Below are 24,412 nucleotides of genomic sequence, written 5' to 3'. Positions count from 1 at the left end.
GATGAGCCGAATAAACTTCCTGCGGGATGGGAAAAGTAAATCTGCCTATTTTGACGCACTTTTGAGCGAGTCGGAGGTATGCATGATGATCCCGCGGCTGTATACGAAGTTGGCGCTGTTGTCGTTTTTGTGCTTCGCCGCCGCTGTCGGAGCAGGGCATAGCCATTCCCCGGAAGCTGCCGGCGGCAGCGCTTCGCCGCTCGGTTCGGGCGTTCCACCCTCGTACGCCGGTTATTCCGAACGTCCGCCGGAGCCTGCCGCACATTCCGCAGCGGGTCGCAGCGGCTATCTCGGATTGCTCGGGCTGCTCGGCCTTATCGGGCTTCCCCGCGCGCGGAACAGCCGAAGCCGGGTCGAATGAGATAAACCACTATCGAAGCTTTCGAAGATGTGGTAAAAGGAGCAAGACCTTCAAAACAGGTCTATGCTCTTTTTTGCATTCACGGGCTGTAAACAAAAGTTTACTCAATGGACATATGTTTATAAATGATTTACAATGAAAGCAGACCTGCACAGAAAGGAGCATGCCATGGACCGGGAACAGCAAATTTTGGCGCTTATCCGTCAAAACCCGTTCATTTCGCAAAATGATATCGCCGGCAGCGTCGGCATTTCGCGCTCTGCAGTAGCCGGTTATATCGCCACGCTCATGAAAAAAGGCTTCATCCGCGGACGCGCTTACGTGATCGCCGATGAGGGTGCCGTAATGTGCATCGGCGGCGCCAATCTGGACAGCAAGGCGGTGAGCAAGCAGCCGATTCGCCTGGCTTCCTCGAACCCCGTCACGCTGACGGAGTCCTGCGGCGGAGTTGCGCGCAACATCGCCGAGAATCTCGCCGGACTGGGATGCCGGACCGCGCTCATGACCGTTGTCGGCGACGACAAAGCCGGGATGTGGGTGCTTGAGGAGACGAGGAAGCGCGGCGTTGACGTCAGCCAATCGGTTGTGCTGCCTGGCGAGAATACAGGCACTTATACAGCGCTGCTCGATGCGGGCGGCGATATGTTTTTAGCTTTTGCCAATATGGAAATTTACGATACGTTCACCCCGGAGCTGCTCAAGGAAAAATGGCCGCATATTGCCGCCTCCAAGCTTGCGATTGCCGATACCAATCTGCCGGAGAGCAGCCTGGGCGAATTGGTCAAGCGCTGCGCCGAGGAAGGGGTTCCGCTGTTTATCGATCCCGTCTCTTCGGAAAAGGCGAAAAAACTGCCCGCACAGCTGCAGGGGGTAACGGCGATTTTCCCGAACCTGGAAGAGGCTTGCCAGTTGGCGGGAGCAGCCATTACCGAACAAGCCGAGCCCGCTTTTATTGAAGAACTGGCGGCAGCCATCCGCAAGCGCGGCGTGCAGCATGTCCTGATTACGCTCGGCAAGCAAGGCGTCTTTTACCATGGCGAGGAAGGCAGCGTGCAATTCTCCCCGATACCGACGGAAGTCGTTGAAGTTACAGGCGCGGGGGATGCTTTCGTAGCGGGCGTCGCTTACGGTATTTTGCAGGAGCAATCGTTTATCGAAGCGTGCAAATTCGGCGTCGCCGCTGCCCACATCACTTTGCAAACCAACGAATCCGCCGCAGGCGGGCTGAACGGCCAACTGCTGCTTGATATCGTACAAAAACATTCATTTTAAAAGGAGAGTAACCGACCATGAACTCTTATTTGACTTTTACCGACGAAGTAAAAGAAGCGCTGGACACGGGCAAGCCCGTCGTCGCTCTGGAAACGACGATCATTTCCCACGGCATGCCGTACCCGCAAAATATCCAGATGGCGAATAAAGTGGAGCAGATCATTCGCGATAACGGCGCCGTTCCGGCCACGATCGGCATCATGAACGGCAAAATCAAAATCGGCTTGAACGAACAGGAGCTGGAAGCTTTCGCGACCAGCCAGGATGTCGACAAAGTGAGCCGTCGCGACTTCCCTTATATCCTGTCGTCAGGCCGTATCGGCGCTACGACTGTGGCCGCTACGATGATCGGCGCTGCACTTGCCGGAATCGAAGTGTTTGCGACCGGAGGCATCGGCGGCGTACACCGCGAAGGCGAAACGACGATGGACATCTCCGCCGACTTGACGGAACTGGCGCAAACGAACGTGGCCGTTGTGTGCGCCGGAGCCAAATCGATCCTCGATATCGGGCGCACGCTCGAATATTTGGAGACGCACGGCGTTCCTGTTGTCGGATACAAAACAAGCGAGTTCCCGTCCTTTTATGCCAGGGAGAGCGGTTATGGCGTCGATTTCCGCCTGGACGAGCCGGCACAAGTCGCCGACATGCTGCGGACCAAATGGTCGCTGGGCTTGCAAGGCGGCGCCATCGTCGCGAACCCGGTGCCTGAGGAATCGGCAATGAACCATCTTGAGATCGAAGGCGTTATTCGCCAGGCGCTGAACGAAGCCAAAGAGCAGAACATTACCGGCAAAAAGGTCACTCCTTTCCTGCTGGCCCGCATCAAACAGTTGACCGACGGCAGAAGCCTCGCGACCAACATCGCCCTCGTCTACCACAACGCACAAGTCGCTGCGCAAATCGCCGTGGCACTGAAGCAAAAATAAGCTTGAGCGGGGCCGCGTCGTTTCAAGGCCGATTGACTCGCTGCTCCGCACAAAAAAAAAGATGCTGCGCTTAATTCTAAGCAGCATCTTTTTTTGTGCGCAGCTATTCCGTGACCCACACCGTCTTTTGCTCAAAAGGTGTGCGTTTGGAATTCGGCACGTCTCCCTCGGGATAGCCGATGTAGATAAAACCGACCAGCTCCTCCGCTCCTGTAAGGCCGAACGTTTCTTTCATCTTCGGATGGTAGGTCGGCGCACCCGTCCGCCAAATCGTGCCAAGCCCCAGCGCGTGGGCTGTCAGCAGCATATTTTGCACCGCGGAGTGCGCCGCGGCGTATTCCTCGATCGCCGGCACTCCGGCCAGGCCGGCCGGCGTTACGGCGACCGCGATCACGACCGGAGCGCGGAACGCTTTTTTCTCTTGCGCGCTGCGCAGCTGCGCCAGCTCTTCCCCGGGCAGCGCGCCCGCCTCAGCGGCCGCGACTTCCGCGTAGCCGCGGCCAAGCAGCTTCCGGCCGTCGCCGGTCATGACCCAGAAGCGCCACGGCTCGGTTTGCCCGTGATTCGGCGCCCATACGGCCGCTTCCAGTATTTCCTCAATGAAACGGACCGGCACCGGATCCTGCTTCACTTTTCCGACACTGCGGCGCTGGCGGATGGCTTCTTTTATTTCCATGGCTTCATTCACTCCCGCTTTCTCATCTCAGTGATAAACATTCTCATCTACTATATTGTGCACGAATGCGCGGCATTTCGCAAATGCGTGCAACAAAAACAAGCGCCCATACGTTTATTCCATATGCGGTCGGCCGCTGTCATGTGGCACACACCGCGCGCCGGGAGCTGTGCGCGGTGCTCATGCGGGAAGCCTGGCCGCTCTCGAGGGGGATCCCCTCGCATTGGCTAACCCCTCCGATACCCGCAAACAGATTCGGTGGCCTGCCGGAAAAAGCGTACCTCTGAGCACGCTCATGAACGAAACATGCCGGCCGGTGGCACATCACCGATAAGCCCTGCGCATAGAAAACCTGTAAAAGTCCGGCTGTGGAGTAACCCCCTCTTTTTCTCGCTAATCAAAATAGCGCCAAAAGTATGACCTAAATACCCCCGCAAATCTCAGGCTGCTGAAACCCATGCTTCTCCTGCACGGGCTTTGGCGCTGAGTTTGGGCACAAGGCTGCCCTGTGGGGAGAAAACCTGCAAAAATACATGAATTTGCGTCCTTGATCGCTGGCTACGAAGAATTCCTGCAAAAGTACAGGCTTTTCATCGAACACATAGACTCATACTCACTTTCAGCAAAAATTCCTGTACTTTTGCAGGTTTTTCGCCAAAACAAGCCAACTCCACAGAAAAAACCTGCACTTTCGCAGGTTTTCTCCCTAGCAAGCTGCTTCCCGCCCAGTTGTGCAGTTCCACGACCTACACCGGGAGAGGCGCGGGCCTAAAAAAGGCAGCTGTCCTCCAAATAGCCGCACTCGCTCCCCTAGCCCTCACAGAGTGTCGCGACTTGCTCGGGCAGCCTGCACATTTGCAGGAATATGCCGCGGCCAGCGTATCTATCGGGCAAAAACTGTACTTTCGCAGGTTTTCTTCGCGCCACCATAACTAGGCAGTTGAGTGCTGCCGCATGCGCATTGAGTCATGTGAAGAGCCTCCCTTCCGGTTGGTTCGATTCTCACTCTCATTACAACAATTTGACAATGACAGCGTAATTGTAGCAATCTATAATTAAGGCTGTCAGCCCGCGCCAGCTCACATAGCAGCAGATTTGCAGGGTTCCATACTTATGCTTGACCCGAACCATCCATTATTTTCAGGAGGTACTTATGAAAAAATCTTTATCCATCATCGCACTCGGCACAATGGCTCTCTCTTTCTATACAGCTGCAGCGCTCGTAGATCCGGCAGGAAAGGCTGCCGCCGCGGCCTCAAAAACGTCCGCCGATTTTCAGGATTTGAAAGATAGCGACGCAAGCCTGAAAGCCAAGATCGACAGTCTGCTGGCGGCAGGCGTTTTTGAAGGCGTGTCCGACACGTCATTCGGCATCAACGAAAATATGACCAGGGCACAGTTCGCAAAAGTGGCCACGCTCATTTTCGGAATCAAGGTAGACCCTGCCGTCAAGGTTTCCAGCTTCACGGACGTAACCGCCGGTGACCCGGCCAACGGTTGGGCGATTCCTTACATCGAAGCAGCCAAAAAAGCCGGGCTGATCGATGGCGTAACGGACACGACTTTTGCTCCCGGCGATAAAGTGACGACCGGTCAGTTGGACACTATTCTTTTGAAAGGTTTGGGCAAAAAGGTGAGCACAACCGGCAGCCCCTGGTTTGCGGACGCAGTCAAGCAGGCTTCTGACCTTGGCATTCATCCGGCGGGCAAAACAGGCGATGCCGCTGCGGACCGCAAGGATCTCGTCGTGAGCTCCTACGCCGCCCGGCCGAATCCGGTGAAGCCGCCGGCGGAAACGGCGACCCCGGTATCCGTCAGCTCCGTCCAGGCTTCGAGCGACAAAACGAAGGTGCAGGTCACACTCAGCAAGGAAGTCGACACGACAAAAGCTACGCTTGCTTTGAGCAAAGGAACGACAGCCGTTCCGTCTACAACGGAGTGGTCCAGCGACAAAAAATCCGCCGTGCTGACCCCGAAAGACGGCGCTCTGACCGCGGGAGACTACACGGTAACGCTGGGCGGCCTTGACACGGCGGCTACCCGCATGTTTTCGATTGCCGCTTCCACAACGGCGGGCGGTACCGATTACAGCTCCGCTCAAACTTACGATCTGGGCAATGTGATCGACAGCGGTTTGACGGCCTCGGCTACGGGCTTGAACGGATTGGAAACCAAGGCAAATGCCGAAAACCCCGCCGTCAGCAAGCTTGCCAAGGAAATTGTGATCAAAGCGACAACCGCCGCGGGCGAAGAAGTCGCGATGCCGGGAATGGTTCAGTCGATCGCTTCTTCCAATCCGAGCGTGGTTAAAGTAGGCGTATCCGCCGACCACCGCGGCTATGCCCTCGGCAACAAAGCGGGCACGGCAACGGTCAGCGTCGCTTTCAAAACGATCAACAATGAAGTGAAGAACATGCAGGTGACGGTCAACGTCAAAGCCGATCCTGTCCAGGCCAAGCAAATCAAGGTCGGCAACACTTCTTACGACTACACGCTTGCCGGCTCCGCTTCGTTCAATGCCTTCACGGCGATGGACCTGACCATCACGGACAACTACGGCATTCAGTATGAAAAAGAAGATGTGCCGAAATACAATTTTGCGCTGGGCTCGCTGCTGATTACAAATGATGTTCAGGGCGACTCGAGCAAAGGGGCTGCAGGCACCGTATCGGTAGATCAGGACGGCACTGTCCGCGTGACAGGCAACGTCACTTCGTTCGAATTGACCGCTGTGCTGCCGAGCGGCGATAAAGCCACGACTTACGTCCACGTGAAGTAAGATTCAGCAGCGCCGACAGTCCGGCAATAGCAAAACGCCTCCGGCCCTTGCGGGTTTGGGAGGCGTTTCTTTTTGCACTTTTTTAAGCCAGCGTATAAAATTTTTCAAGCTGTCCGACAATTTCGCTTTCGGAAGCGTCGACGATCACTTGGTACTGCGGTTTGTCCAGCAGTTGAGCGATTTGCTCCGGGTACGTCTGCTCGATACCGCATTTTTCGATGGACTCGTTGAACTTGGCCGGATGCGCGGTAGCGAGCGTCACGCATACTTCGCCCGCGCCGTTGCATTTCTCATAGGCAGCTACACCGCACGCGGTATGGGGATCAAGCAAATACCCGTTCTCCTTGTAGTACGTGCCGATCGTCCGCAAGCACTCGTCTCCGCCTACGCCGTGAGCGGCAAAATCGGCCTGCACCTGACGAAGCAGCTCCTCATCGATGCGGATTTCGCCTTCGGCTTTGAATTTGGCCATATATTCCGAAACCTTTGCGGCATTTTCCCCTGTCAAATAGTACAAGTATCTTTCAAAATTGCTTGCCACTTGAATGTCCATCGACGGGCTGTACGTGCTGACGAATTCGCCCGGCTTGTACACTCCTTCATGGACGAACCGTTCCAGAATGTTGTTTTCGTTCGTAGCGAGGATCAGCTTGCCGATCGGCAGCCCCATTCTTTTCGCCAAATAGCCCGCAAAAATATCCCCGAAGTTCCCCGTCGGAACGCTAAAATTCAGCTTTTCAGCACCGGAAGGCTTGGCTGTGCGGAAATACGCATAGAAGTAGTACACGGTTTGCGCCAAAATACGGACGAAATTGATCGAATTGATCGCCCGCAGGTGGTATTTGTTCTTGAAATCCACATCGCCGAACAGGTCTTTAATGATTCCCTGGCAGTCGTCGAATGTTCCTTTGACCGACAGGTTGAGCACATTGTCCGCGTGCACGGTCGTCATTTGCAGCTCCTGCACTCGGCTCACTTTTTGGTGCGGGTGCAAAATGCAGATGCGGATGCCTTCCTTGCCTCTGACGCCTTCGATAGCGGAAGCGCCCGTATCGCCGGAAGTCGCTCCAAGGATATGAATAATTTTGTTCTGCTTCTTGGACACGTAAGAGTACAGATTGCCCAGGAACTGCAGCGCAATATCTTTAAAAGCGAATGTCGGACCGTGGAACAACTCCATCACATGCAGGTTGTCCGAAATTTTGCGGACAGGCGTCACTTCGGGATCGCGGAACGTCGAATAGCTTTGACGGATCAGCTCCTTCAGATCTTCCTGCGGAATTTCGTCATTGGTAAAGTACGAAAAAATCTCATAGGCCAGTTCCTGGTAGGACAACTGCTCCATTTGCTTCAGCTTGTCCTGCGGAATTTGCGGGATTTCGCTCGGGATCAATAGCCCTCCGTCGTCCGCCAATCCCATCAATACCGTATCGATGAACCCGATTTTATCAACTTTGCCTCGCGTACTTTTAAACTCCATAGTCATCCGTTGCCAAGAACTTATAAAAGTCTATAAATCCTTGTTTGCTTCCTGCTTCAACGTGTCCGCTTTTGCCAGAGCTACTCGCGTTTGATATAACACTCCACAGGCGTAAATTCGGATGCAACGAATCCTACATATTGACGATGACGTTTACGTGTCAGCCCGCCAATTTAGATAGATTGATCGCCGCATTCAAGTCACGATCCATCATTAATCCGCAAGTGCATTCGTAGATGCGGTCAGATAGTTTCAGATTCTGCTTAACCTGACTACAACATGAACACAATCTTGATGATGGGAACCATTTATCAGCTTGCAAAAATTTCGCGCCGATCTTCTCGCACTTGTATTTCATCTGCCGCACAAACTCATGCAGCTTCTGTCCGGCTATCGCCTTGCTCAAGTGGCGGTTCTTCATCATTCCGCTCACATTCAAATTTTCCATCACTACAGCGCTCGGCTTGGTTTTCGCTATTGCGCTTGTCGCTTGATGAATGTGGTTGGTACGGATATTCGTTAGTTTCCGATGAAGCAAACGCATTGACTTTTCGACTTTTACAAGATTGCATGTCTTGACAAAACGATTCCCCTCCTTGTTCATCTCGTATTTACGGGAAGCCTTGCGCTGCAACCGACGCAAGCGTTTCTCCGTCTTTCTTACGGCAGCAGACTTATTGATGTTCTTAAACACCATCCCATTACTGCATACCGCCAACTCTTTTATCCCTACATCAATACCTATGGCTTCGCCCGATCGTTCCAGCTTCTCCTGCTCCTGTTCAATGCCCACAGAGACATACCAATACTTCCCGTCAAACGATACGCGCGGATTACTATACTTCACACCAACGGGAAGTTGTTCGGATGTTGCTACCCAGCCGATCTTCTCAAGTAACGCTTGACCGTTTCCGACCTTCAACTTCTCCGTATCCTGATAAAATGCAGGTTTGGAACGCTTTTTGCTCTTGAACTTCGGCTTCCCCGCATGTCCCTTGAACATGTTCCTGAATGCTTCACAAACGTCTTTGACAGCTTGTTTCGCCACGTTGTTGGACACTTCGTATAGCCACGCATATTCTTCTGTCTGTTTGAGCTTCGTCAGTTCTTTCCGCAAGTCTCCGTCAGGAATGAACTTCCCGCCGTTCTGGTAATTTTCTTCCTGTCGGGCAAGCGCCCAATTGTACACCCACCGAGCCGTTCCAGCCGAACGCCACAACTGTTGTTCCTGTTCAGGAGTTGGCCGAATTCTGACCTTTTTCGCCAAAATCATCTTCCATCAACTCCTTGAGCAGTTTCCTGGCTTTATTCGCCCGCTTTCCTTTCAATCGACAACTGAATACTATAACGATCTGTTGTAGTTGATGCCGCTGCCAATATCCAAAATGATCTTTTATCCCAATATAACATTATAACAAATATTATAGAGATTATAATAGTTTAAATGGGATTTACATGACTGTTTTCGAACCCCCTCATAAACTTATTGATCCTATTATAACAGAAAATCAATTCTTCTCCGCAAAAGCAAAAAAGCCGGTTCGGCGAAAACCGGCCGGCAGGGGAATGCTAACGCACATCGGTTATTGCCGCAAACGGCCACACGGTGCCCAGCACATAAGACAGGGCAAGCAGCAGCGCTATGCACAGCAAATACAAGCCGTCGAAAGCCGAATAGCCGATCGTGTAGTAATACGTCCGCAGCTTGCCGACCGAGAAGCGTTTCGCTTCCATGGCGACGGCTGTCCGGTGAGCGCGGCGGATGCTTTGGGCGAGCAGCGGAATCGAATACATGCGCAGCGTCGCATACCAGCCGGTAAGCGGATTCCGCCGTTTGCGGCCGCGAATTTTGAGCGCGTAACGTAGCGTCTGGAACTCTTCGATCAGCGTCGGAATCATCCGCAGGGCGGCCAGGAAGCTGTACGCGTACTTGGGAGGCACTTTCCACTGCTGCATAAGCGAATAAAACAGGGCGACAGGCCGCGTCGTCAGACTGAACAGCAGCCCGACCGAAGCTATCTGCAGCGCCCGAAGGCCAAGATGAACGCCCCTGTAAAAGCTCTCTTCGGTGATGTGGATAATCCCGTACCGGAACCAGGTCGTGCTTCCGCTGCCGAACATCGTCATCCCTGACGCCGACGAAATGAATATGAGCGCGAAGGGAGAAATATACAGCATCAGCCGCCTCATGGGATGGCCCGTGAACAGCAGCAGCGGGAGAATCGTTCCCAACGTTAAATAGATCATAACATTGACATTATGAGTCAGCACCACCACCGCAAATAAGGCGATGGAGGCGATCAGCTTGATGCCCGGGTTTACCCGGTGCAGCCATGTTTCGCGATATGTGAACGTCAGTTGCACAGGACGGCCCCTCCTTCCGCGGCGGCGGCGAATGCCGCGAGGAACTGCTGCGGCGATTGGTCCGTCACGCGGCCTTCCGCAACGTGCCATACCCGGCTCGCGCAGCGGCGTATGATTTCATGGTCGTGCGTCACCATGACGATCGCAGTTCCCGTGCTGCGCAACTGCTCCAGCATCCCGAGCATGCGGAACGTATTGCGCGCGTCCAACCCGAACGTCGGCTCATCCAGCAGCACAACGCGCTGCCCCCGCACGAGAGCCGACGCCACGCTCAGCCTGCGCTTCTGCCCCATGGAAAGCTGGAACGGATGCCTGTCGCGAAGCCCGAGCAGGTCATACTGCTGCAGCAGCTTTTCCGTCAGACTTGGGGGCGCGTCCTCCAAGGAATAAGCGATTTCGTCCTCCACGGAGCCCGTCACGAACTGAAACTCGGGATTCTGGAACACGAAAGCTGCTTTGGCCGCGGCGTCCTCCACTTTTTTGCCCGTGGCCCCTGCGATCGAGCAGAGCCCTTTGGTCCGGATCAGGCGCATGATGGCCAGGAGCAGCGAGCTTTTGCCCGCTCCGTTGTGCCCGGCGACGGCGATCCATTCCGCGGCACGGACGGATAAGCGATCCACATGGATCTTGATTTCTCCGCCGCGGATACCCTGGAAATCCCGCATCTCCATGAGAACTTCCCCGTCATGCGGCTTGACCTGCGGCGGCCCCTCGTCCCATGCGGTCTCCGCACGACCCGCAGCATAGTCGTCCCACACTCCCGGGTACCAGATCCCGAACTCCCGGAGCTTCGGTTTGTACTCCGCAAACACCGCCTCCGGCTTGCCGTCGGCCAGCACCTCGCCGTCTGGGGAAAGCACAATGATGCGGTCGATCAGATCGAGAATGCCGCCGATTTTGTGCTCCACGATCAGGAGCGTTTTTCCCGGGCTTGCGGCCCGGATCGTCTCCCACACCTGGCGCGTGCCCTCCTCGTCCAGTAAAGCGGTCGGCTCATCCAGGAACAGCACTTCCGGCTCCAGCGCCAGCACGCTGGCGATTGCGAGCCGCTGCTTCATGCCCTGCGAAAGCTGTTGAATCGGCGTATGAATATCGTCCAGATGAAGGCCTACCTTTTCGAGATAGCGGCGGATCAGCGCAGGCATTTGTTCCCGCGGAACCTGCATATTTTCCAGCACGAAAGCAATCTCTTCATCGACGTACGGCATGCAAAACTGGGTGTCCGGATCTTGGAAAACGTATCCCCAGCGCTCGGGGACCCGGAGCTCTTCCGCTTTCATCGGAATCTCGACGATGCTTGGAACCATCCCGCTCAGCACCTGCAGCAGAGTTGACTTGCCGCAGCCGCTCGGACCGAGCAGCAGCACTTTTTCTCCGGGGCGGAATGAAAAGGAAACCCCCTTGAATAAAAGGGGGGCATCGTCTCCGGGATATTTCAATCGTAGGTCGGTAACGCCGACTGCTGCATTTTGGATCATAAGCTTTACCTCAATTGGTCGTAATCTTTTTGGGACGCCGGACGGATGGCGTTGAGAACGCCCGTGCGCTCGATAGCCGCCGCCAAATAATAGGAGAAGAAGCCGGAGATCAGGATGCTGCCGAGCAGACGGAAGCCGATGAACAGGCAGTAGTTCCAGAAAGTCAGAGACTCGATGTAGCCGTAATAGGCGTCTACGATCAAGGACAGCAGCGCCGATCCGATCGAAGCCAGCACAACCACGCCTACGTTCGCCTTCCGGTACAGGACGATAGCAAACACGATTTCGGCTCCGAGACCTTGAAGCAGCCCGTATACCAGCGTGGAAATTCCCCATTCGCCGCCGAAGAACGTTTCGATCGTAGCGGCAGCAACCTCGGCGAGAATCGCAACGCCCGGCTTGCGGATGATCAGGAACGCGAACGTGGCGGCGATAAACCACATCCCGTAGCTGAGCTGCTCCGCCTGAAGCCCTATGGGTTTGAGAATATCGTAAATAGGGCCCCAAATTCTGTAAATAACGCCGAATACCGCCGCAATGACGATGGTCACCAGGATATCGGTCAATTTTAAAGCTTTGGATGAAGATTGCGCATTCGCCATCTTGCCATCAACTCCCTTTTCAATGTTAATATGCATAAAATGAATGTCCGGCAAACACGAAAAAGCCCGCCGGGCATGCGGCAGGCATAAGTTCAGTGCAAGTTGAAGAAGCACACCATTCACTACGCTGGCATTACCCAGATCAGTTTGACGGTCAGCGGCATAAGGCCGCTATCTCAGCCTGACTTCATCAAGCACCCGTGTAGCTATTCATTTGGCTATACTTTATACGAAAAACACATTTTTCGCAAGGCTTTTTTTGCAGATTTGCCGCAGCATTTTTTTACAGCTTCGTTTTTATCGGACGGGCAGATTTACAAAGACCTACCGGAATGATTCACAAAAGATATGAATCCCCCGCCGACAGCGCCAAAAATCCGAACAGGGTTATCTTGATCCTGCGCGCATCACTCCAAGCGCAGATCGTGGAACTGCGCAACTGGGCAGGAAGCAACCGGGCAGAAAGCAGATTGGTACAGAGAAAACCTGCGAAAGTGCAGGTTTTTTCTGTAATAATCGTTTATTTTGGCGAAAAACCTGCAAAAGTGCAGGAATTTTCGCTGAAAGTGACTCGGGAGCCCATGTGTTCGGTGAAAAGCCTGCACTTTTGCAGGAATTGTTCGCGGCCAGCGATTACGGATGCAAATTCATGTATTTTTGCAGGTTTTCTTCGTGCAGCAGGCAGATGATGATAGCGATCGCCTCTGAACGCGAGGCTTTTTGGACAACCTGAAGACCGCCAAGCGAACTTGGCGGTCCTCTTCTCATATCGGCCGGCCGCTGTCACGCAGCGCAGCGCCGCGCTCCGGGAGCTGCCCGCGTATCAGCCAATGGCCTGCAGATGGCCGGCGTACTCCCGCAGGAGCCCGGTCTCGCGGTCCATTAATTCCTTGGTCTGCTCCAGAAACAGGGGCCAGCCCTCCTTTCTTCGCTGCAGTCCAAGTTTATACAGCTGCCAGAGGCGCTTTTTCCACAAGGTCTCCTCCTCTTCGAGCAGTGCCGGCCAATCCTTGTCTGACGCCGCAAATTCGCGGGGATACTGCTCGGCAAACTGCCTCGTGTATAGAAGCTGATGGAGGATGCCGCCGATTCTCAAGCAGTAGTAAACTTCCTGGCAGCGTTCCGTAAAGGAGCTATCATCTGCGGGCATGCTCTGCTGCAAATCGTCGAAAAGGGCCATGTAAGCCGAATGTCCGTGTTCGACGCCGGCTTTGAGCGCTTTTCCGGAAATAAACCGGCGGATTCGTTCAGCCGCGAGCCCGGTCACACTCTCCTTCCGTGAAGCATCGGTGGTGTGCAACCCGTCCATGAAGGCCGCACCATACACGCCTTGCAGCAGCTTTTGAAGAGGAGTCGGTCCGTTATAGGTGAGCACTGTCCCTCCGTCATCTAACAGAAAGGAATCGCCGACATAGGCCACGTCGTTATTTTCATCCAGTCCGTAGAGAATAATTACGTGCTGCCGGCCCGGATTTTCCAGGTATACCTTGTGAAAGCCGAGGCAGCTGCTGTTTACGAACAGCAGCGCCAAGTGGCCGGAGAGCAGCGTTTGCCGCAGATCGCGCAGCAGCTCCCTTTTCTCCTCTTCCCCGTCTATCCGAAAGTCATAGCGCAAACGCGCAGGGCCGTGCAAAGCGAACTGCTGCAGCATAGCCTCGCCTGAACGGCCGACCCAGAAGGGCCTGTGCGCCGGGTCATATTCTACGTTCATCCCGTCGCACATGAAATAGAGCTCAGCCTCGGAAATCGAATAACCGTAGTTCGAAGCAAGCGCGTTCCGGATGCTGCCGAACAAGCAGTGCGTGCCCGGTTGAATATGGACTTGAAGCATCGCGGAGGACATCTGCTATCCCTCCCCCAATGAAGACTTGCGTCTTTCAACCAACTGCTTCAGTCTCTCTATGGTACATATGTTTTCGAAGGTCAGCTCCTCTTCCGGGATGACAATCTGAAACCGATCTTCCAAAGCAACGACTAATTCGATTGCCATGATAGAGCCCAGATTGTAATTCCGCAGATCGGTCTTCTCATGAATGGCCGACATCGTCTCTGCGTCGATTCCTAAAACAGAGGCCACCACCTCGGTTAGCTCCTTGCTCTCTACAACGATCACTCCACTCACCCTTTCTGTTTTCATTGTGTATGCGCAAAAGCGGCTCCGCCCGCCGGGCTTCCGGGAAGCGTTTGGGCATATAACCGGCGCAAGGTCTGCTCCAGCCGATTCTCCAACTGCTCCGCCGTCTCCCATTCATCGGCTATGATCAGCGCAAAAACGCGGCCCATATAGCGCTGCTCGCCGGACAGGCTGATCGAAGGGAGGGTTCCCGAAGTGTACACGAATATGCCTTCCCCTCCCTGTTCGTACAGCAATCCGTCCTGCGCCAGTATTTGCCGCAGAGCGGTATAATCGACTGCATGATCGGTGACCAGCCGGAAATAGCGCGAGTACAGCTTTTTTCCGGCAAATATACGCTGCACGAACGACAAGTACGTTGATAATGTGAAGCGCCCGTTAATTTCAATGATCGGAATAATGACGTCATCGCGTGTAATAATCGCATCGACACCGGCCACTCCGCTGTAACCGATCCCGTGCAAGTAGGCCCCGATACGTACTCCGTAGTCTTGAAGCCGCTGCATCGCAGCAGGCTCCAGCCGAGGCGGCGTTAGGGAACCTATGTACACGGTGCCGTTAAGCATTTGCTGCTTGATCGAGAACACATCCACCGAACCGTCGGTGTTAACGAACAGTTGAATGTTCACATCCGCCCGCTTGTCCAGCCACTGTTCGATGATCCACGGATGCTCGGGGTGGCCGGAACGGCCCGCGATTCTGGAAAGCCGGTTGCAGAGCGCATGGAACCGCTCATCGCTGTCGATCAGGTACAATCCTTTGCCCGATGCCGAGTAAGGCTCCTTTACGATCACCTGCGAACACGTCTGTCTCAACGCCTGATACTGCGCCCGCAATTCCTCTACGGTGCCGCAGATTGCGCCTTGGCAAACCGGAAATCCAAGCTCTTCGGCCATTTGCCGGTTGAAGATTTTGTCATTGACCCTCGCCCCCAACGCGGAAGAGGGACCTGCCAGCGTCAACCCGCTTCGCTGCGCAATCTCTTCTTCCAGCATTGTCACTGCGTAGGGGACAAAATATACTTCTTCGCTTTCGTCACGCAGCTCTCCCAGCTTTTGCAGCAAATGCTCGTCCTTGAGCACTAGCATAGAAATCGGTGTTTCCGCATCGGTTTGGCCAGGAATCCAAATTCGCGGAATGTCAAAACCGCGCCCCGCAAGGTCCGATAAAAAAGCGGCGTCCGGCTGCTCGCGCAAGATCAGCACATCCTGCCGGCGGCAAAGAAGCAAGTTCATCTCCTCGATACGCCCGACAACGCGGTTCTCTTCGCGATCGACGATCCCTTTGCTTTGACGGTGCCAGAACTGCTCGGCTCCGATGTTGCATAACCAGACAATCGTCCCCCGATCGCGTTCCGCAGTCAGCCACGGAAGTAAAGAAAAAGACTCCTGCATACCCTCGCCTCCTCTCTCAAAATAGACCGGACTGCCCGCGCAGCGCGTCCTCAAAACGCCCCCGCTCGCGCAGCGGGTAACAATTGCCGCCGTCTACGAGCACTTCGGCCGGCAGCGGATGGCTAAGAAACATGGCCGGACTGTGCGTAAGCCCGTAGGCGCCCGATTTTTCGATAATAATGATTTGACCGGCTTCCGCCTCCGGCAGCTGCACTTTTTGCCCTAAAATATCCGTCGCCGTACATAACGGCCCCGTTACATAGACTTCCTCCGTCCGCACTTCCTTGCCAAGCACCCGCATCGGGAAATTGTTGCGGATGTACCGCCCCAAAAAAGCCGATGACGCATGCTGGTTAGAGCCGCCGTCGCAGACCAGATACGTGCTGCCCTTGGAGGACTTCCGGTACAGCACCTTAACGGCGAACACGCCGCTGTCGGCCAGCAGAAACCTTCCGCTCTCGATAGCTACCCGGGTACCCGCCAGCCGCTCCTTGTACCGCTGCCATACATCGGCAATCCCCTGCCTCAGCAGCGGCAAATCGATGTCCTGTTCAGGAGGAAAATACGGCACGCCGAACCCGCCGCCCATATCCAGGAAGGCAAGCCTCAGGCCGTATTGTTCCATATAACGCAGTCCTAGTTTAATCGTCTCCTCGAACTGCCGAATGATGGCGGCTTCCTGCAAAATTTGCGTACCCACGTAGACGTGGAAACCGATCAACCGCACATGGTCGGCCTGCAAAACAGCTTCTATCGCTTCAGGTACAAGCCGCTCATCGATCCCGAACTGGGAAGAAACACCCGTCATGCGGATGCTGGCCGATTGCCCTTGCCCTTGCGTATCCGGATTGATCCTAATCGCGATGTCGGCGATAACTCCATTTCTTTGCGCTATGCTTTGAATCATCGCAATCTCTTCGATACTCTCTACATTTACGCTGTACAACCCCGTGGCTACCGCAAACTCCAGCTCCTCTACAGTCTTGCCGGGACTCGTGAAGATGATTTCCTCGGGCGGATAGCCCGCAGCGAGCGCCAAGGCAAGCTCCCCGCCGGAAGCGATTTCGACATGGCAGCCGATCTTGCGCAGCAATTGGGCAATTCCGATGAGCGGATTGCTTTTCAAAGAATAAAACAGATCCACTTCTTTCGGAAAACAAGATCGCAAATCTTCCGCATTACGCCGAATCGAGTCGGCATCATATATGTAAAGCGGGGTTCCGTACGTTTGAATGACACTCTGCAATCGATCGTCGTCAAGCCGTCTTTGCTCCACAATCGTCGATACGTCGCCGCTCCCGGCATTATGGTTTTCCATTCCCGTAGGACTCATCTTAGTCGCTCCCTTCAGCTGCTAGCGCTGGTGTAATTTCGTATTGCGATTTTCCAAATTGCCCTTGTAATCAGCATAAACAGCAACGGAGCCAGCAGCCCCCACAAGAATTGAACCGGACTCATGCGATCCAGCACAAAGAGAGGCGACCAGTTCGAAATCAGAAACACCGGAATCAAAAATGTTCCGGCGCCCTGCACGGTTTTCCCATAGATCCCCATAGGCATTTGATTAAAATCGAACAAAGCGTTCGAAACCTCATTGATCCCGCCCGTTCTCACCGTCCAGAATGCGGCTAACTGCGGCAGCAAAAATACGGCATAGGTCACAATGACCCCGATCAGTAGGAATCCGATAAAACCGATCAAATTCATCGGCGTCAGCGGGACGTTCGAACGGTTCCATCCGTAGACCACCATCGCGATTCCCCCGATCAGATTGGGGATCGAGAACCCGATATCAATCGAGCGCATCGTTGACATGAACTGCAGCGATATCGGCTTGGTCATCATCACATCCAGCGTTCCCGTCCGAATATGTTCCGGAAGCTGTACAAAATTCGTATAAAACAGCGTGGAATACACGCCCGCCATAATCGTATACGTACCGATAAACAAAACGATTTCGTCAGGCGACAGGCCGTTGATCTGCACGCCGATCCGGTATATGACGTACACATAAGATAATTTGACAGCCAAAAAGCCTAACTCAATCATGATCCCGAATATAAAATTAAGCCGGTACTCCATCATGGAACTGATACTGTTTCTGGCAAACACCCCGTAGATAAGCAGGTATCTTTTACATTCCTTGAGCATCTTCCGCATCTTTCGCTACCCCCCGGCCGATTCATACTTCTTCATCCCGCTGCGCCACAACAGCATCGAAACGGCCGCCAACACCGCGATCCAGAGAAGCTGGAAGCCCAGACCGCTTACCATCTGCTCAAACGGGATTTTGCCCAGCAGCACGCTTACCGGAAAATAGACAATGTACTTGAAAGGAAGCCAATTCAGCACTACCTGGGCCGTATCGCCGAACATATCGAGGGGAAACACCCCTCCGCTGGCTATATTGGCCAGCAAACTGAATGTCAGGAAGATTCCCCATACCTCAAGCAGCCAAAAAGAGATCATACTTAAACAGTAATAAATAAAAAAGTTCATAAAAACGGATAAAACGAGCGCCGCCAGGCAAATCGCAATGCGATCCATTCGCAGAGGAATCACATCCCGCATCACCGCAACGATAATTGCAGCGACAACTGCGATGACGGCCAAATGCATCATCTTTTCGCCTAAAAAAGTACAAAGGCGAAACGCCGCGTAACGGATCGGCTGAACGACGAATTTACTAAGCTGCCCGTTCTTCACATCGGTGGCGATTTCGTATTCAAAGCCGGTAGCCACCATCTTCGAAAACAACGCCGCCATGATGGCATAGGCGATAATCTGCCCTTCCGAATAACCGTACACGTCGGACCCTTTATGGCTGTTAAACACAGCGTTCCACAAAAAAATCTGGATCACGATCGGGAAGAGGCAGCTCAGCAGGCTGAGCGCGAAGTTGATGCGGTACTGCATCGCATTCTGCAAGCCCATGGCGAACGTCTTGGCATACTTTTTCCATCTTCTCATGGTTCGACATCGCCTTTTTGATAAAGCAGGGCAATGCCTTCCTCGATCGAAACGTCCTCTACCGTAAAATCAATAACCGGCAAACTCCGCAGCACCGCAATCGAGATTTCCGTCAATTCCTGCTTGTCCACCTCCAGCACCGCTTCAAGTCCGGTGCATTCCCTGACTTTCCCGTAAGTCCGAAGATCTGCGGCATCGACGGCGCCCGACAGCTTGAGCTTCATGATTTTCGTCTGATCCATCAGCCGGTTCACCTTCGCGAGATCGCCGTCATAGGCTACGCGTCCCTGATTGATGATAATCGTCCGCTTGCACAAATCCTCGATATCGTTCATGTAGTGGCTGGTCAAAATCACGGTCGTTCTCCGCAACTGGTTGTAGTATTTCAGAAATTCCCTGATTTTCCGCTGCGACAAAATATCCAGGCCGATGGTCGGTTCATCCAGGAAAAGCACGCGGGGCTCATGCAGCAGCGCTGCGATCAGCTCCAGCTTCATCCGCTCGCCGAGGGACAATCTGCGAACCTGTACGCTCAGCAGATCCGTTACATCAAGGAGTTCCGCCAGTTCCTGCAAGGTGCGCTGAAATGTTTTTTCCTCCAGCTCGTAGATATGTTTGTTCAGATGGAACGACTCGTTCGCAGGCAAATCCCACCACAGTTGGCTCTTCTGGCCCATCACGATGGAAAAATGACGCTTGAACGCTCTCTTCCGTTCCCAAGGCACGTAATCCAGCACCGCCGCTTGACCGTCGGTCGGAAACAAAATGCCGGACAGCATTTTGAGAGTCGTCGTTTTTCCTGCGCCGTTGGGGCCCAGAAAACCGACCACTTCCCCCTCGGCGATTTCAAACGAGATATCTTTCACGGCTTCCTTGATTAGCGGCTTTCGATAAAACAAATTGCGGAGCGAGTGGGCCAGCCCCACTTCTTTCTTGTAGTAGCGAAACGATTTGGACAAATGACGGACGACGATTGCCGACATGCTGACTGCCTGCCTTTCTCTTCTGGTTATACGGATTGCCGGGCCGAATGATAAATCCTCTCCTGCAGGAGAATCCGCTCGAATGACGCTTCCGGTGAAACATTATCCTTGATGCCCGCAATCACATCGCTAAAGAAATTCAACTGGTTGACATAATAATTTTGCGGTTCGAATACCGTTTTCTCCATGCTGCCCGTATGTTTATCCACTATTTTGAGCATGATCCGGTAATGACCGAGATTTGCCCGAAAAAAATCGTCGATGCTCACAGTAGCATCGTCAAAGTGGAGGACATGCGCTGCCTTGTAAGGCATCTCGAAAGACGTGACAAGCGACGCCTCTACCCCCTCCGCATAGCGGAGCTCGGCGTGAAACGTCCAGTCGCAGCCTCCGGGACCGTCAAACTTCGAATGTCCCTGGCAGGATTCGGGCTGCAACCCTACGGTCGCCTGCAGAAATTGCAGCCAGTAACAGCCCAAATCATAGAAGGAACCGCCTCCGCGCGCCGGATCGCTGCGGTAGTTGTCTGCGAAGCTCTCCTTCGGCAAAAAGCTGACTCTGGATTCGATCTTGCGAAGCCGGCCGTAGCGCCGGTCTTCGATCATCTCTTTCATCGCCTGCTGCCAAGGATGGTGCTGCACCATCAGCCCTTCGAGCAGATGCGCCCGGCCCGGCCGGCAAGCCTCTTGAATCCGCCGAACTTCCTCGCCGGTCAGGCACAAGGGCTTCTCAACCAGGACATGCTTGCCGGCCTCCATGCACCGGACGATCCATTCCGCATGAAGATCGTTGCACAGCAAAATGTATACGAAATCGATGCGATCGTCGGACAAAAGGGCGTCATAGCTATCGTACACGACAGGGACGCCGTGGGTTTGGGCGTAGGCCTCCGCCTTGCTTCTGGTGCGGCTGGACAGCCCGTATACCTCCAGGTGCCCGATATCCTTGACGGGATCAAGCAGCACGCGGGGAAGGATGGCAGCGCAACCGATCACGCCGATGCGCTGCCGTTCTCTCTTCTCGCTCATGGAACGTCACTCCTTAAATTCCGTGCAAATACAGGACGCTGCATTTGGAGCAAGCCGGCGTCAGCCCTTCCACGTTGATGATTTCTCTGATTCTTTCGTATTTCTCGGAATCCCAAATCTCCTTCAAGCTCTGTTCCTTTAAATTGCCGACCCCAAACTCGGAGAAAAATTTGCAGGCAGTGACTTCGCCTGTCGGCAAAATGTCCGCACGGGTAGACAGCGCCAGACACGTAGTAGCACAGCGGCTTGTCATCGCCTCTCCGCGGACGAAGGATTCGATTTCATCGTAATCGAGTCCGGGCTGATAGCGAACGCGGATATTCCATACCCGATCGTTGATTTTTTTGAGCGATGCCATCAAAGCTTCCACATACTCCGGATTCATCTGGTATTTGAACGCATGCCAGGAGTTGATTTGACTCTCGTCCAATTGGCGCAGCCAGCTGAATTTCTCGGCAAAATAGCGGTCCATCTGCCCGGACGTTTCCTTCGAGATATACCAAGGGAAGCACAGAATCACCAGATCCAGCCGCTTCTCTTCGAAAAACTCCAGCAGTTCGTACAGCTTGGGAATCATCCCTTCATTGATAACCGAATGGACCGATATGCGGCCTTTATAGATTCCCTGATCGCGCAGCTCCACCAGACGCTCGATCTGCTTCATCGTTTTGCCGAAAGTCCCTTTGCCTCGAATGAAATCATGCTCCGTCTCCAACCCTTCGACAGCTATTAACAGTTCGAGATGGGGAGAAATGCGGATAATGCCGTCCAGGTATTTATCCATCAGCAATCCGTTGCTGCAAATCGTCATTTCCCGCGGGTCTTCCGCCAGCATATCGAGAATTTTGTCAAATTGCTTATGGATCATCGGCTCGCCGCCCCACAAATACAAGCGCGACTTGGCTTCCCGCGTCTCTTCCAACAAACCGCGGAAGACGTCGAGATCGATGTCCATGTTCTGTTCTTCCTTGTCCATATTCTGGTGGTACCCGTCTTCGTTCCATTGGAAGCAGTGGATACACCGCAAATTGCAGCGGTTGGTCAGCTTAATGCCCAGCGATTCGGGCACAGGCGATTTATATAACGGATTTTTCAGGCGTTCCCGATAAGGTACCGCCATATTCCTCATTGTTCGTTTCATCAAATCGAATGCTTTATCATCCATGACCACACTGCTTTTCGGTTGCATACAATCACCCCATCCTTTGATTTAGCCGATGCTCCTCTAGCATATGATCGGCGTATTCTTCATATTTGCCTTTATGTTCGAGCAATCTCTCGTGCAAGGGCTCCAGCGCATCGGTCCGGAAGCCTGCCTGCTTCCAACGCTCGTAGGAAATGCCGTAACCAAGCTGCTCCCACAAAGCAGCATTCACTTGCTCATGCGGTCCGAACGGCTCCAAAAATACGACCGGCGTTGCGGAACTAAGCGAATCGATCAACGTTCCTCCGCCCGGCTTGCTGATGATCGCCTTCGCTTGCCGGATGACATCGTGCAAAAGGTTGTGATTGGGTTTGCCGACTAATTTCAGCGGCTCTCCCGGGCGAATCTGCCCCACCCTTGGGAACGTGTGCTCCGTCTGTCCGGCTTCCTTGTTCCATGCCTCCCACGACGGATCGATCGTATAATAACGGTGCTGCGGATGGTCGGTCGATTCGCCCGCTCCCGCGACGACAACATCGAGGCCGTATCCCTGCGCCTCCAATTCGGCCGTTTTGCCGAGGTAGGTGCCCATTCCCCATCCGCCGCCATGAACCACCAGGCGTTCGGGGCGTTCCGCATAGGGCACGGGCGCCTCGTTCGAAACGGGCAGGCTGTAGAGGATATCCGGCTTTACCGTGTCGTACAGCCATATTTCCCGGTACCTGTCGCTGTAATCGGGCAGTTGTTTTTGCAAGCTTTTCCACGAGGGGGAGAGAGCCGCATCCACATACAGCAGGTCGGCCTTCAAGCGCCCGGCCCCTATCCGCTCCCGATACCTGTCGAGCACGTACACCCAATGTCCCGAAAGCGCGACGAACTCGCTCCGGCCTTCGCGCTCCCATTCGTCCAGCAGCCTGTCCACAGCTTCAAAGTCCAGACTGTCCCGGATATCCATCGGCAGTTTCTGCGCGATTTTGGCTACGGCGAAGTTCGCGTGGTAATCCCGGCGGCTCTCGGCGATTTTGCCTTTCTTGTCCTTTTGCAGCAAATGCTCGAAGACAACTACCTCGGACGGGATGCTTCGCAGATCCAGCCGGCTCTTCAACAGCAGAGCCGGAATGTAGAAGCCCAGTCCGAATCCGGAGGCCAGAATGGTCCGTTTATTGGCTAAAGTCATGACATCGATCCCCCTTGTCAATGAATTTGCTGCAGCGAAAGTCCGGAGAGTAAGTCCAAAAGCGAATCAGCCTGCTTCTTGCGGTGCTGCGCATCGCTCCCAACCACGGAAACGTAAATCCTCCCCTTGTAAAGCTTATCCGCCCTCTGATTAATGGTCAGCGTATTGGCTGTCAGCGGGATCACGCCTCCCGCTTGACCCGGCCGGAACAGAAGACCTGCCGCCTCCATCCTCGCCAGCACTTCTTCGAACTGCAGCCCGGGGTTGTTGATGGAGAGCGAATAATGCCGTAAATTGCCCTGCACACCCTGCGGTTCCAGGTAACAATCGATCCGATGCTTGATCAAGCTCATCGACTTGCGGGCATTAATCTCCACGATAGGCACAAATGTGCCGTCCTTCAGCTTCATCGAATCGATGCAAACATGGCCGAAATAACCGTCTTGGTACAGCGCCTCCGCAGTACGCCTCATCAAATCGAAGTACCCGGTCTCCTCCAGCTCTTCGAGAAACGACGCTTCCGGCGTGTAGGACTCCTGGTAGGCAAACCCGTCGTTGGCGAGCTTTTGCAAAGACAAGAGGCGGTACCCGCCCTGTTCGTCAATGCTAAACTGGCACGAAAAGTCGAAAGCCTTCTCCAGGAAAGGCTCCAAAATAAAATGGGCCTGCTTCCCTTTCCTTTCCTGCGCAGTCACGTAGCTGACGATGCGCTCCCATATACTTTCGGAGTCGACAAACAGGTTGCCCTTGCCTGATACGCCGTAATTATCCTTGATCAGAAAAGAACCCTGACGCAGCATTTCCCATCCTTTGCTTTGAACGTCCTCGCCTCCGCTAACCTCCAAAGCATCGTTTCGGATCGACAGTCGGTCCCGCATCTGCGTGGAATATGCCTTTGAATTGACCGTCCGGATCGTTTCCATCCCGGGGATACGGCAGGTCAAGCCGAACCTTTCGCTCGCCTCCCTGACAAACGGAATCGCCGCAAAGGGCTCCAGCTCCGCGCCCTCCGGAATTAGCCCCGCAAGGGTCTGCGCATCGGCCTCGCACAGCAGTTGAAAGACGCACTTCCCGTTATCCTGTGCGGGATGCTGTTCCAGGGCATGGCGGTTGACCGCAAAATCAAACCCGATATCTTTTAAATATTGATAATGCGCTTGATCCATTGCGCTGCGCGTCAGCAGCACGTCGCCTTCTTCGCAAAACGCAAACAACAGCTCGTCCATCGCCGAAACGATCCGAAGATTGTCCGCGTCAGGCAGCCCCGGCAGCTTGGCGAGATTAGGATCTCGCCAATACTGCTCCGCGTCGAAAGTGCCGCAGTGAACCTTTCTGTGCGCACCCGACCGGCTCATTGGATGTTCTCGCTGAGCTGGGCTTGAGGTTGTGGCTGTGCCGAGGCAACATAAGCGCAAAAAGCGTCCACAGACTCCAAATGCCGCATATCAAACTGATCGAAGTCGATTTCGACCCCAAACTCTTCCTCTACCCGCAAAATAAAGTGAATCAACTGCAATGACTCCATGCCGGAATCATGCAATATGCTGGAATCGCCGTTCAGCGATTGCAGCAGTGACGGATCGTTCTTGGCCTCGCTAATCATTTGAATAATTCGTTCTCTCATCATTCATTCTCCCTTCA

At 54.1% G+C, this 24,412-nt stretch carries 23 protein-coding genes, 1 pseudogene and 1 riboswitch; of the genes and pseudogenes, 5 read left to right on the top strand and 19 right to left on the bottom strand.

Annotation, left to right across the window (positions count from 1 at the left end; all coding sequences use genetic code 11):
• Positions 1-82: 82 nt before the first annotated feature.
• The 3 genes from AC6RNO_RS07620 to AC6RNO_RS07610 all read left to right on the top strand — a co-directional run bounded on the left by AC6RNO_RS07620 (position 83) and on the right by AC6RNO_RS07610 (position 2,562).
• The gene (locus AC6RNO_RS07620) at positions 83-361 is read left to right on the top strand and encodes a hypothetical protein (RefSeq protein WP_474682616.1); all 279 of its coding nucleotides are present in this window, start codon (positions 83-85) and stop codon (positions 359-361) included.
• Positions 362-529: 168 nt separating this feature from the next.
• Positions 530-1,633, top strand: coding sequence for a PfkB family carbohydrate kinase (locus AC6RNO_RS07615; RefSeq protein ID WP_497105103.1), 1,104 nt, complete (start codon positions 530-532; stop codon positions 1,631-1,633).
• A 17-nt stretch (positions 1,634-1,650) separates the two neighbouring features.
• Positions 1,651-2,562 (top strand): pseudouridine-5'-phosphate glycosidase, encoded by a 912-nt coding sequence (locus AC6RNO_RS07610; protein WP_474682618.1) that lies wholly within the window; start codon positions 1,651-1,653, stop codon positions 2,560-2,562.
• 103 nt (positions 2,563-2,665) lie between these two features.
• On the opposite strand, the gene AC6RNO_RS07605 is transcribed toward AC6RNO_RS07610, so the two are convergent.
• Positions 2,666-3,238, bottom strand: coding sequence for a nitroreductase family protein (locus AC6RNO_RS07605; protein ID WP_474682619.1), 573 nt, complete (start codon positions 3,236-3,238; stop codon positions 2,666-2,668).
• 1,153 nt (positions 3,239-4,391) lie between these two features.
• On the opposite strand from AC6RNO_RS07605, the gene AC6RNO_RS07600 reads away from it, so the two are divergent.
• Positions 4,392-6,017, top strand: a complete 1,626-nt coding sequence (locus AC6RNO_RS07600) for an S-layer homology domain-containing protein (RefSeq protein ID WP_497105102.1) — start codon at positions 4,392-4,394, stop codon at positions 6,015-6,017.
• Positions 6,018-6,099: 82 nt separating this feature from the next.
• On the opposite strand, the gene thrC is transcribed toward AC6RNO_RS07600, so the two are convergent.
• From thrC to AC6RNO_RS07570, 6 genes and pseudogenes are all read right to left on the bottom strand, one after another.
• Positions 6,100-7,497, bottom strand: coding sequence for a threonine synthase (gene thrC, locus AC6RNO_RS07595; protein WP_497105101.1), 1,398 nt, complete (start codon positions 7,495-7,497; stop codon positions 6,100-6,102).
• Positions 7,498-7,657: 160 nt separating this feature from the next.
• Entirely contained in the window at positions 7,658-8,770 is a 1,113-nt protein-coding gene (locus AC6RNO_RS07590; protein ID WP_474682622.1) for an RNA-guided endonuclease InsQ/TnpB family protein, read from the bottom strand.
• Positions 8,730-8,858 (bottom strand): annotated as a pseudogene (locus tag AC6RNO_RS07585) (IS607 family transposase); the annotation flags it as partial. The gene AC6RNO_RS07590 and the pseudogene AC6RNO_RS07585, both read right to left, overlap by 41 nt.
• A gap of 208 nt (positions 8,859-9,066) precedes the next feature.
• Entirely contained in the window at positions 9,067-9,861 is a 795-nt protein-coding gene (locus AC6RNO_RS07580; RefSeq protein WP_474682623.1) for an energy-coupling factor transporter transmembrane component T family protein, read from the bottom strand.
• Positions 9,852-11,339 carry an ATP-binding cassette domain-containing protein gene (locus AC6RNO_RS07575; protein WP_497105100.1) on the bottom strand — a complete coding sequence of 496 codons (1,488 nt, stop codon included), beginning with the start codon at positions 11,337-11,339 and terminating at the stop codon, positions 9,852-9,854. Before AC6RNO_RS07575 ends, AC6RNO_RS07580 begins: the two co-directional genes overlap by 10 nt.
• A gap of 5 nt (positions 11,340-11,344) precedes the next feature.
• On the bottom strand, positions 11,345-11,941 hold the full coding sequence (locus tag AC6RNO_RS07570) for an ECF transporter S component (protein WP_474682625.1): 597 nt from the start codon (positions 11,939-11,941) through the stop codon (positions 11,345-11,347).
• 102 nt (positions 11,942-12,043) lie between these two features.
• Positions 12,044-12,153: riboswitch (TPP riboswitch) on the bottom strand.
• A 120-nt stretch (positions 12,154-12,273) separates the two neighbouring features.
• Here AC6RNO_RS07570 and AC6RNO_RS07565 point away from each other — a divergent pair.
• Positions 12,274-12,630, top strand: a complete 357-nt coding sequence (locus AC6RNO_RS07565; protein WP_474682626.1) for a hypothetical protein — start codon at positions 12,274-12,276, stop codon at positions 12,628-12,630.
• 134 nt (positions 12,631-12,764) lie between these two features.
• On the opposite strand, the gene AC6RNO_RS07560 is transcribed toward AC6RNO_RS07565, so the two are convergent.
• Genes AC6RNO_RS07560 through AC6RNO_RS07505 form a run of 12 tightly spaced genes read right to left on the bottom strand, consistent with a single transcriptional unit; the run spans position 12,765 to position 24,398 of the window.
• On the bottom strand, positions 12,765-13,784 hold the full coding sequence (locus AC6RNO_RS07560) for a BtrH N-terminal domain-containing protein (RefSeq protein ID WP_497105099.1): 1,020 nt from the start codon (positions 13,782-13,784) through the stop codon (positions 12,765-12,767).
• 3 nt (positions 13,785-13,787) lie between these two features.
• Positions 13,788-14,054 (bottom strand): acyl carrier protein, encoded by a 267-nt coding sequence (locus tag AC6RNO_RS07555; RefSeq protein ID WP_474682628.1) that lies wholly within the window; start codon positions 14,052-14,054, stop codon positions 13,788-13,790.
• A 20-nt stretch (positions 14,055-14,074) separates the two neighbouring features.
• A complete protein-coding gene (locus tag AC6RNO_RS07550; RefSeq protein WP_497105098.1) occupies positions 14,075-15,469 on the bottom strand; it encodes a preATP grasp domain-containing protein in 1,395 nt (464 codons plus the stop codon).
• 16 nt (positions 15,470-15,485) lie between these two features.
• On the bottom strand, positions 15,486-16,802 hold the full coding sequence (locus AC6RNO_RS07545; protein ID WP_497105097.1) for a type III PLP-dependent enzyme: 1,317 nt from the start codon (positions 16,800-16,802) through the stop codon (positions 15,486-15,488).
• A 14-nt stretch (positions 16,803-16,816) separates the two neighbouring features.
• A complete protein-coding gene (locus AC6RNO_RS07540) occupies positions 16,817-17,629 on the bottom strand; it encodes an ABC-2 family transporter protein (protein WP_497105096.1) in 813 nt (270 codons plus the stop codon).
• Positions 17,630-17,635: 6 nt separating this feature from the next.
• A complete protein-coding gene (locus AC6RNO_RS07535; protein ID WP_497105095.1) occupies positions 17,636-18,439 on the bottom strand; it encodes an ABC-2 family transporter protein in 804 nt (267 codons plus the stop codon).
• The gene (locus AC6RNO_RS07530; protein ID WP_497105094.1) at positions 18,436-19,422 is read right to left on the bottom strand and encodes an ATP-binding cassette domain-containing protein; all 987 of its coding nucleotides are present in this window, start codon (positions 19,420-19,422) and stop codon (positions 18,436-18,438) included. The genes AC6RNO_RS07535 and AC6RNO_RS07530 overlap by 4 nt, the downstream gene beginning before the upstream one ends.
• 26 nt (positions 19,423-19,448) lie before the next feature.
• Positions 19,449-20,450: a Gfo/Idh/MocA family oxidoreductase gene (locus tag AC6RNO_RS07525; protein WP_497105093.1), complete on the bottom strand. Its 1,002-nt coding sequence runs from the start codon at positions 20,448-20,450 to the stop codon at positions 19,449-19,451.
• 13 nt (positions 20,451-20,463) lie between these two features.
• Positions 20,464-21,639: a radical SAM protein gene (locus tag AC6RNO_RS07520; protein WP_474682635.1), complete on the bottom strand. Its 1,176-nt coding sequence runs from the start codon at positions 21,637-21,639 to the stop codon at positions 20,464-20,466.
• A gap of 4 nt (positions 21,640-21,643) precedes the next feature.
• Positions 21,644-22,771: a UDP-glucuronosyltransferase gene (locus AC6RNO_RS07515; RefSeq protein ID WP_497105092.1), complete on the bottom strand. Its 1,128-nt coding sequence runs from the start codon at positions 22,769-22,771 to the stop codon at positions 21,644-21,646.
• Between the two features lie 17 nt (positions 22,772-22,788).
• The gene (locus AC6RNO_RS07510) at positions 22,789-24,126 is read right to left on the bottom strand and encodes an ATP-grasp domain-containing protein (protein ID WP_497105091.1); all 1,338 of its coding nucleotides are present in this window, start codon (positions 24,124-24,126) and stop codon (positions 22,789-22,791) included.
• Positions 24,123-24,398, bottom strand: coding sequence for an acyl carrier protein (locus tag AC6RNO_RS07505; RefSeq protein ID WP_488435863.1), 276 nt, complete (start codon positions 24,396-24,398; stop codon positions 24,123-24,125). Before AC6RNO_RS07505 ends, AC6RNO_RS07510 begins: the two co-directional genes overlap by 4 nt.
• Between the last annotated feature and the right edge of the window lie 14 nt (positions 24,399-24,412).

This window comes from Paenibacillus sp. sgz302190, from assembly GCF_059820445.1.
Note: the sequence above shows the minus strand (reverse complement) of the source record. Positions and strands in the feature narration are given on the sequence as shown.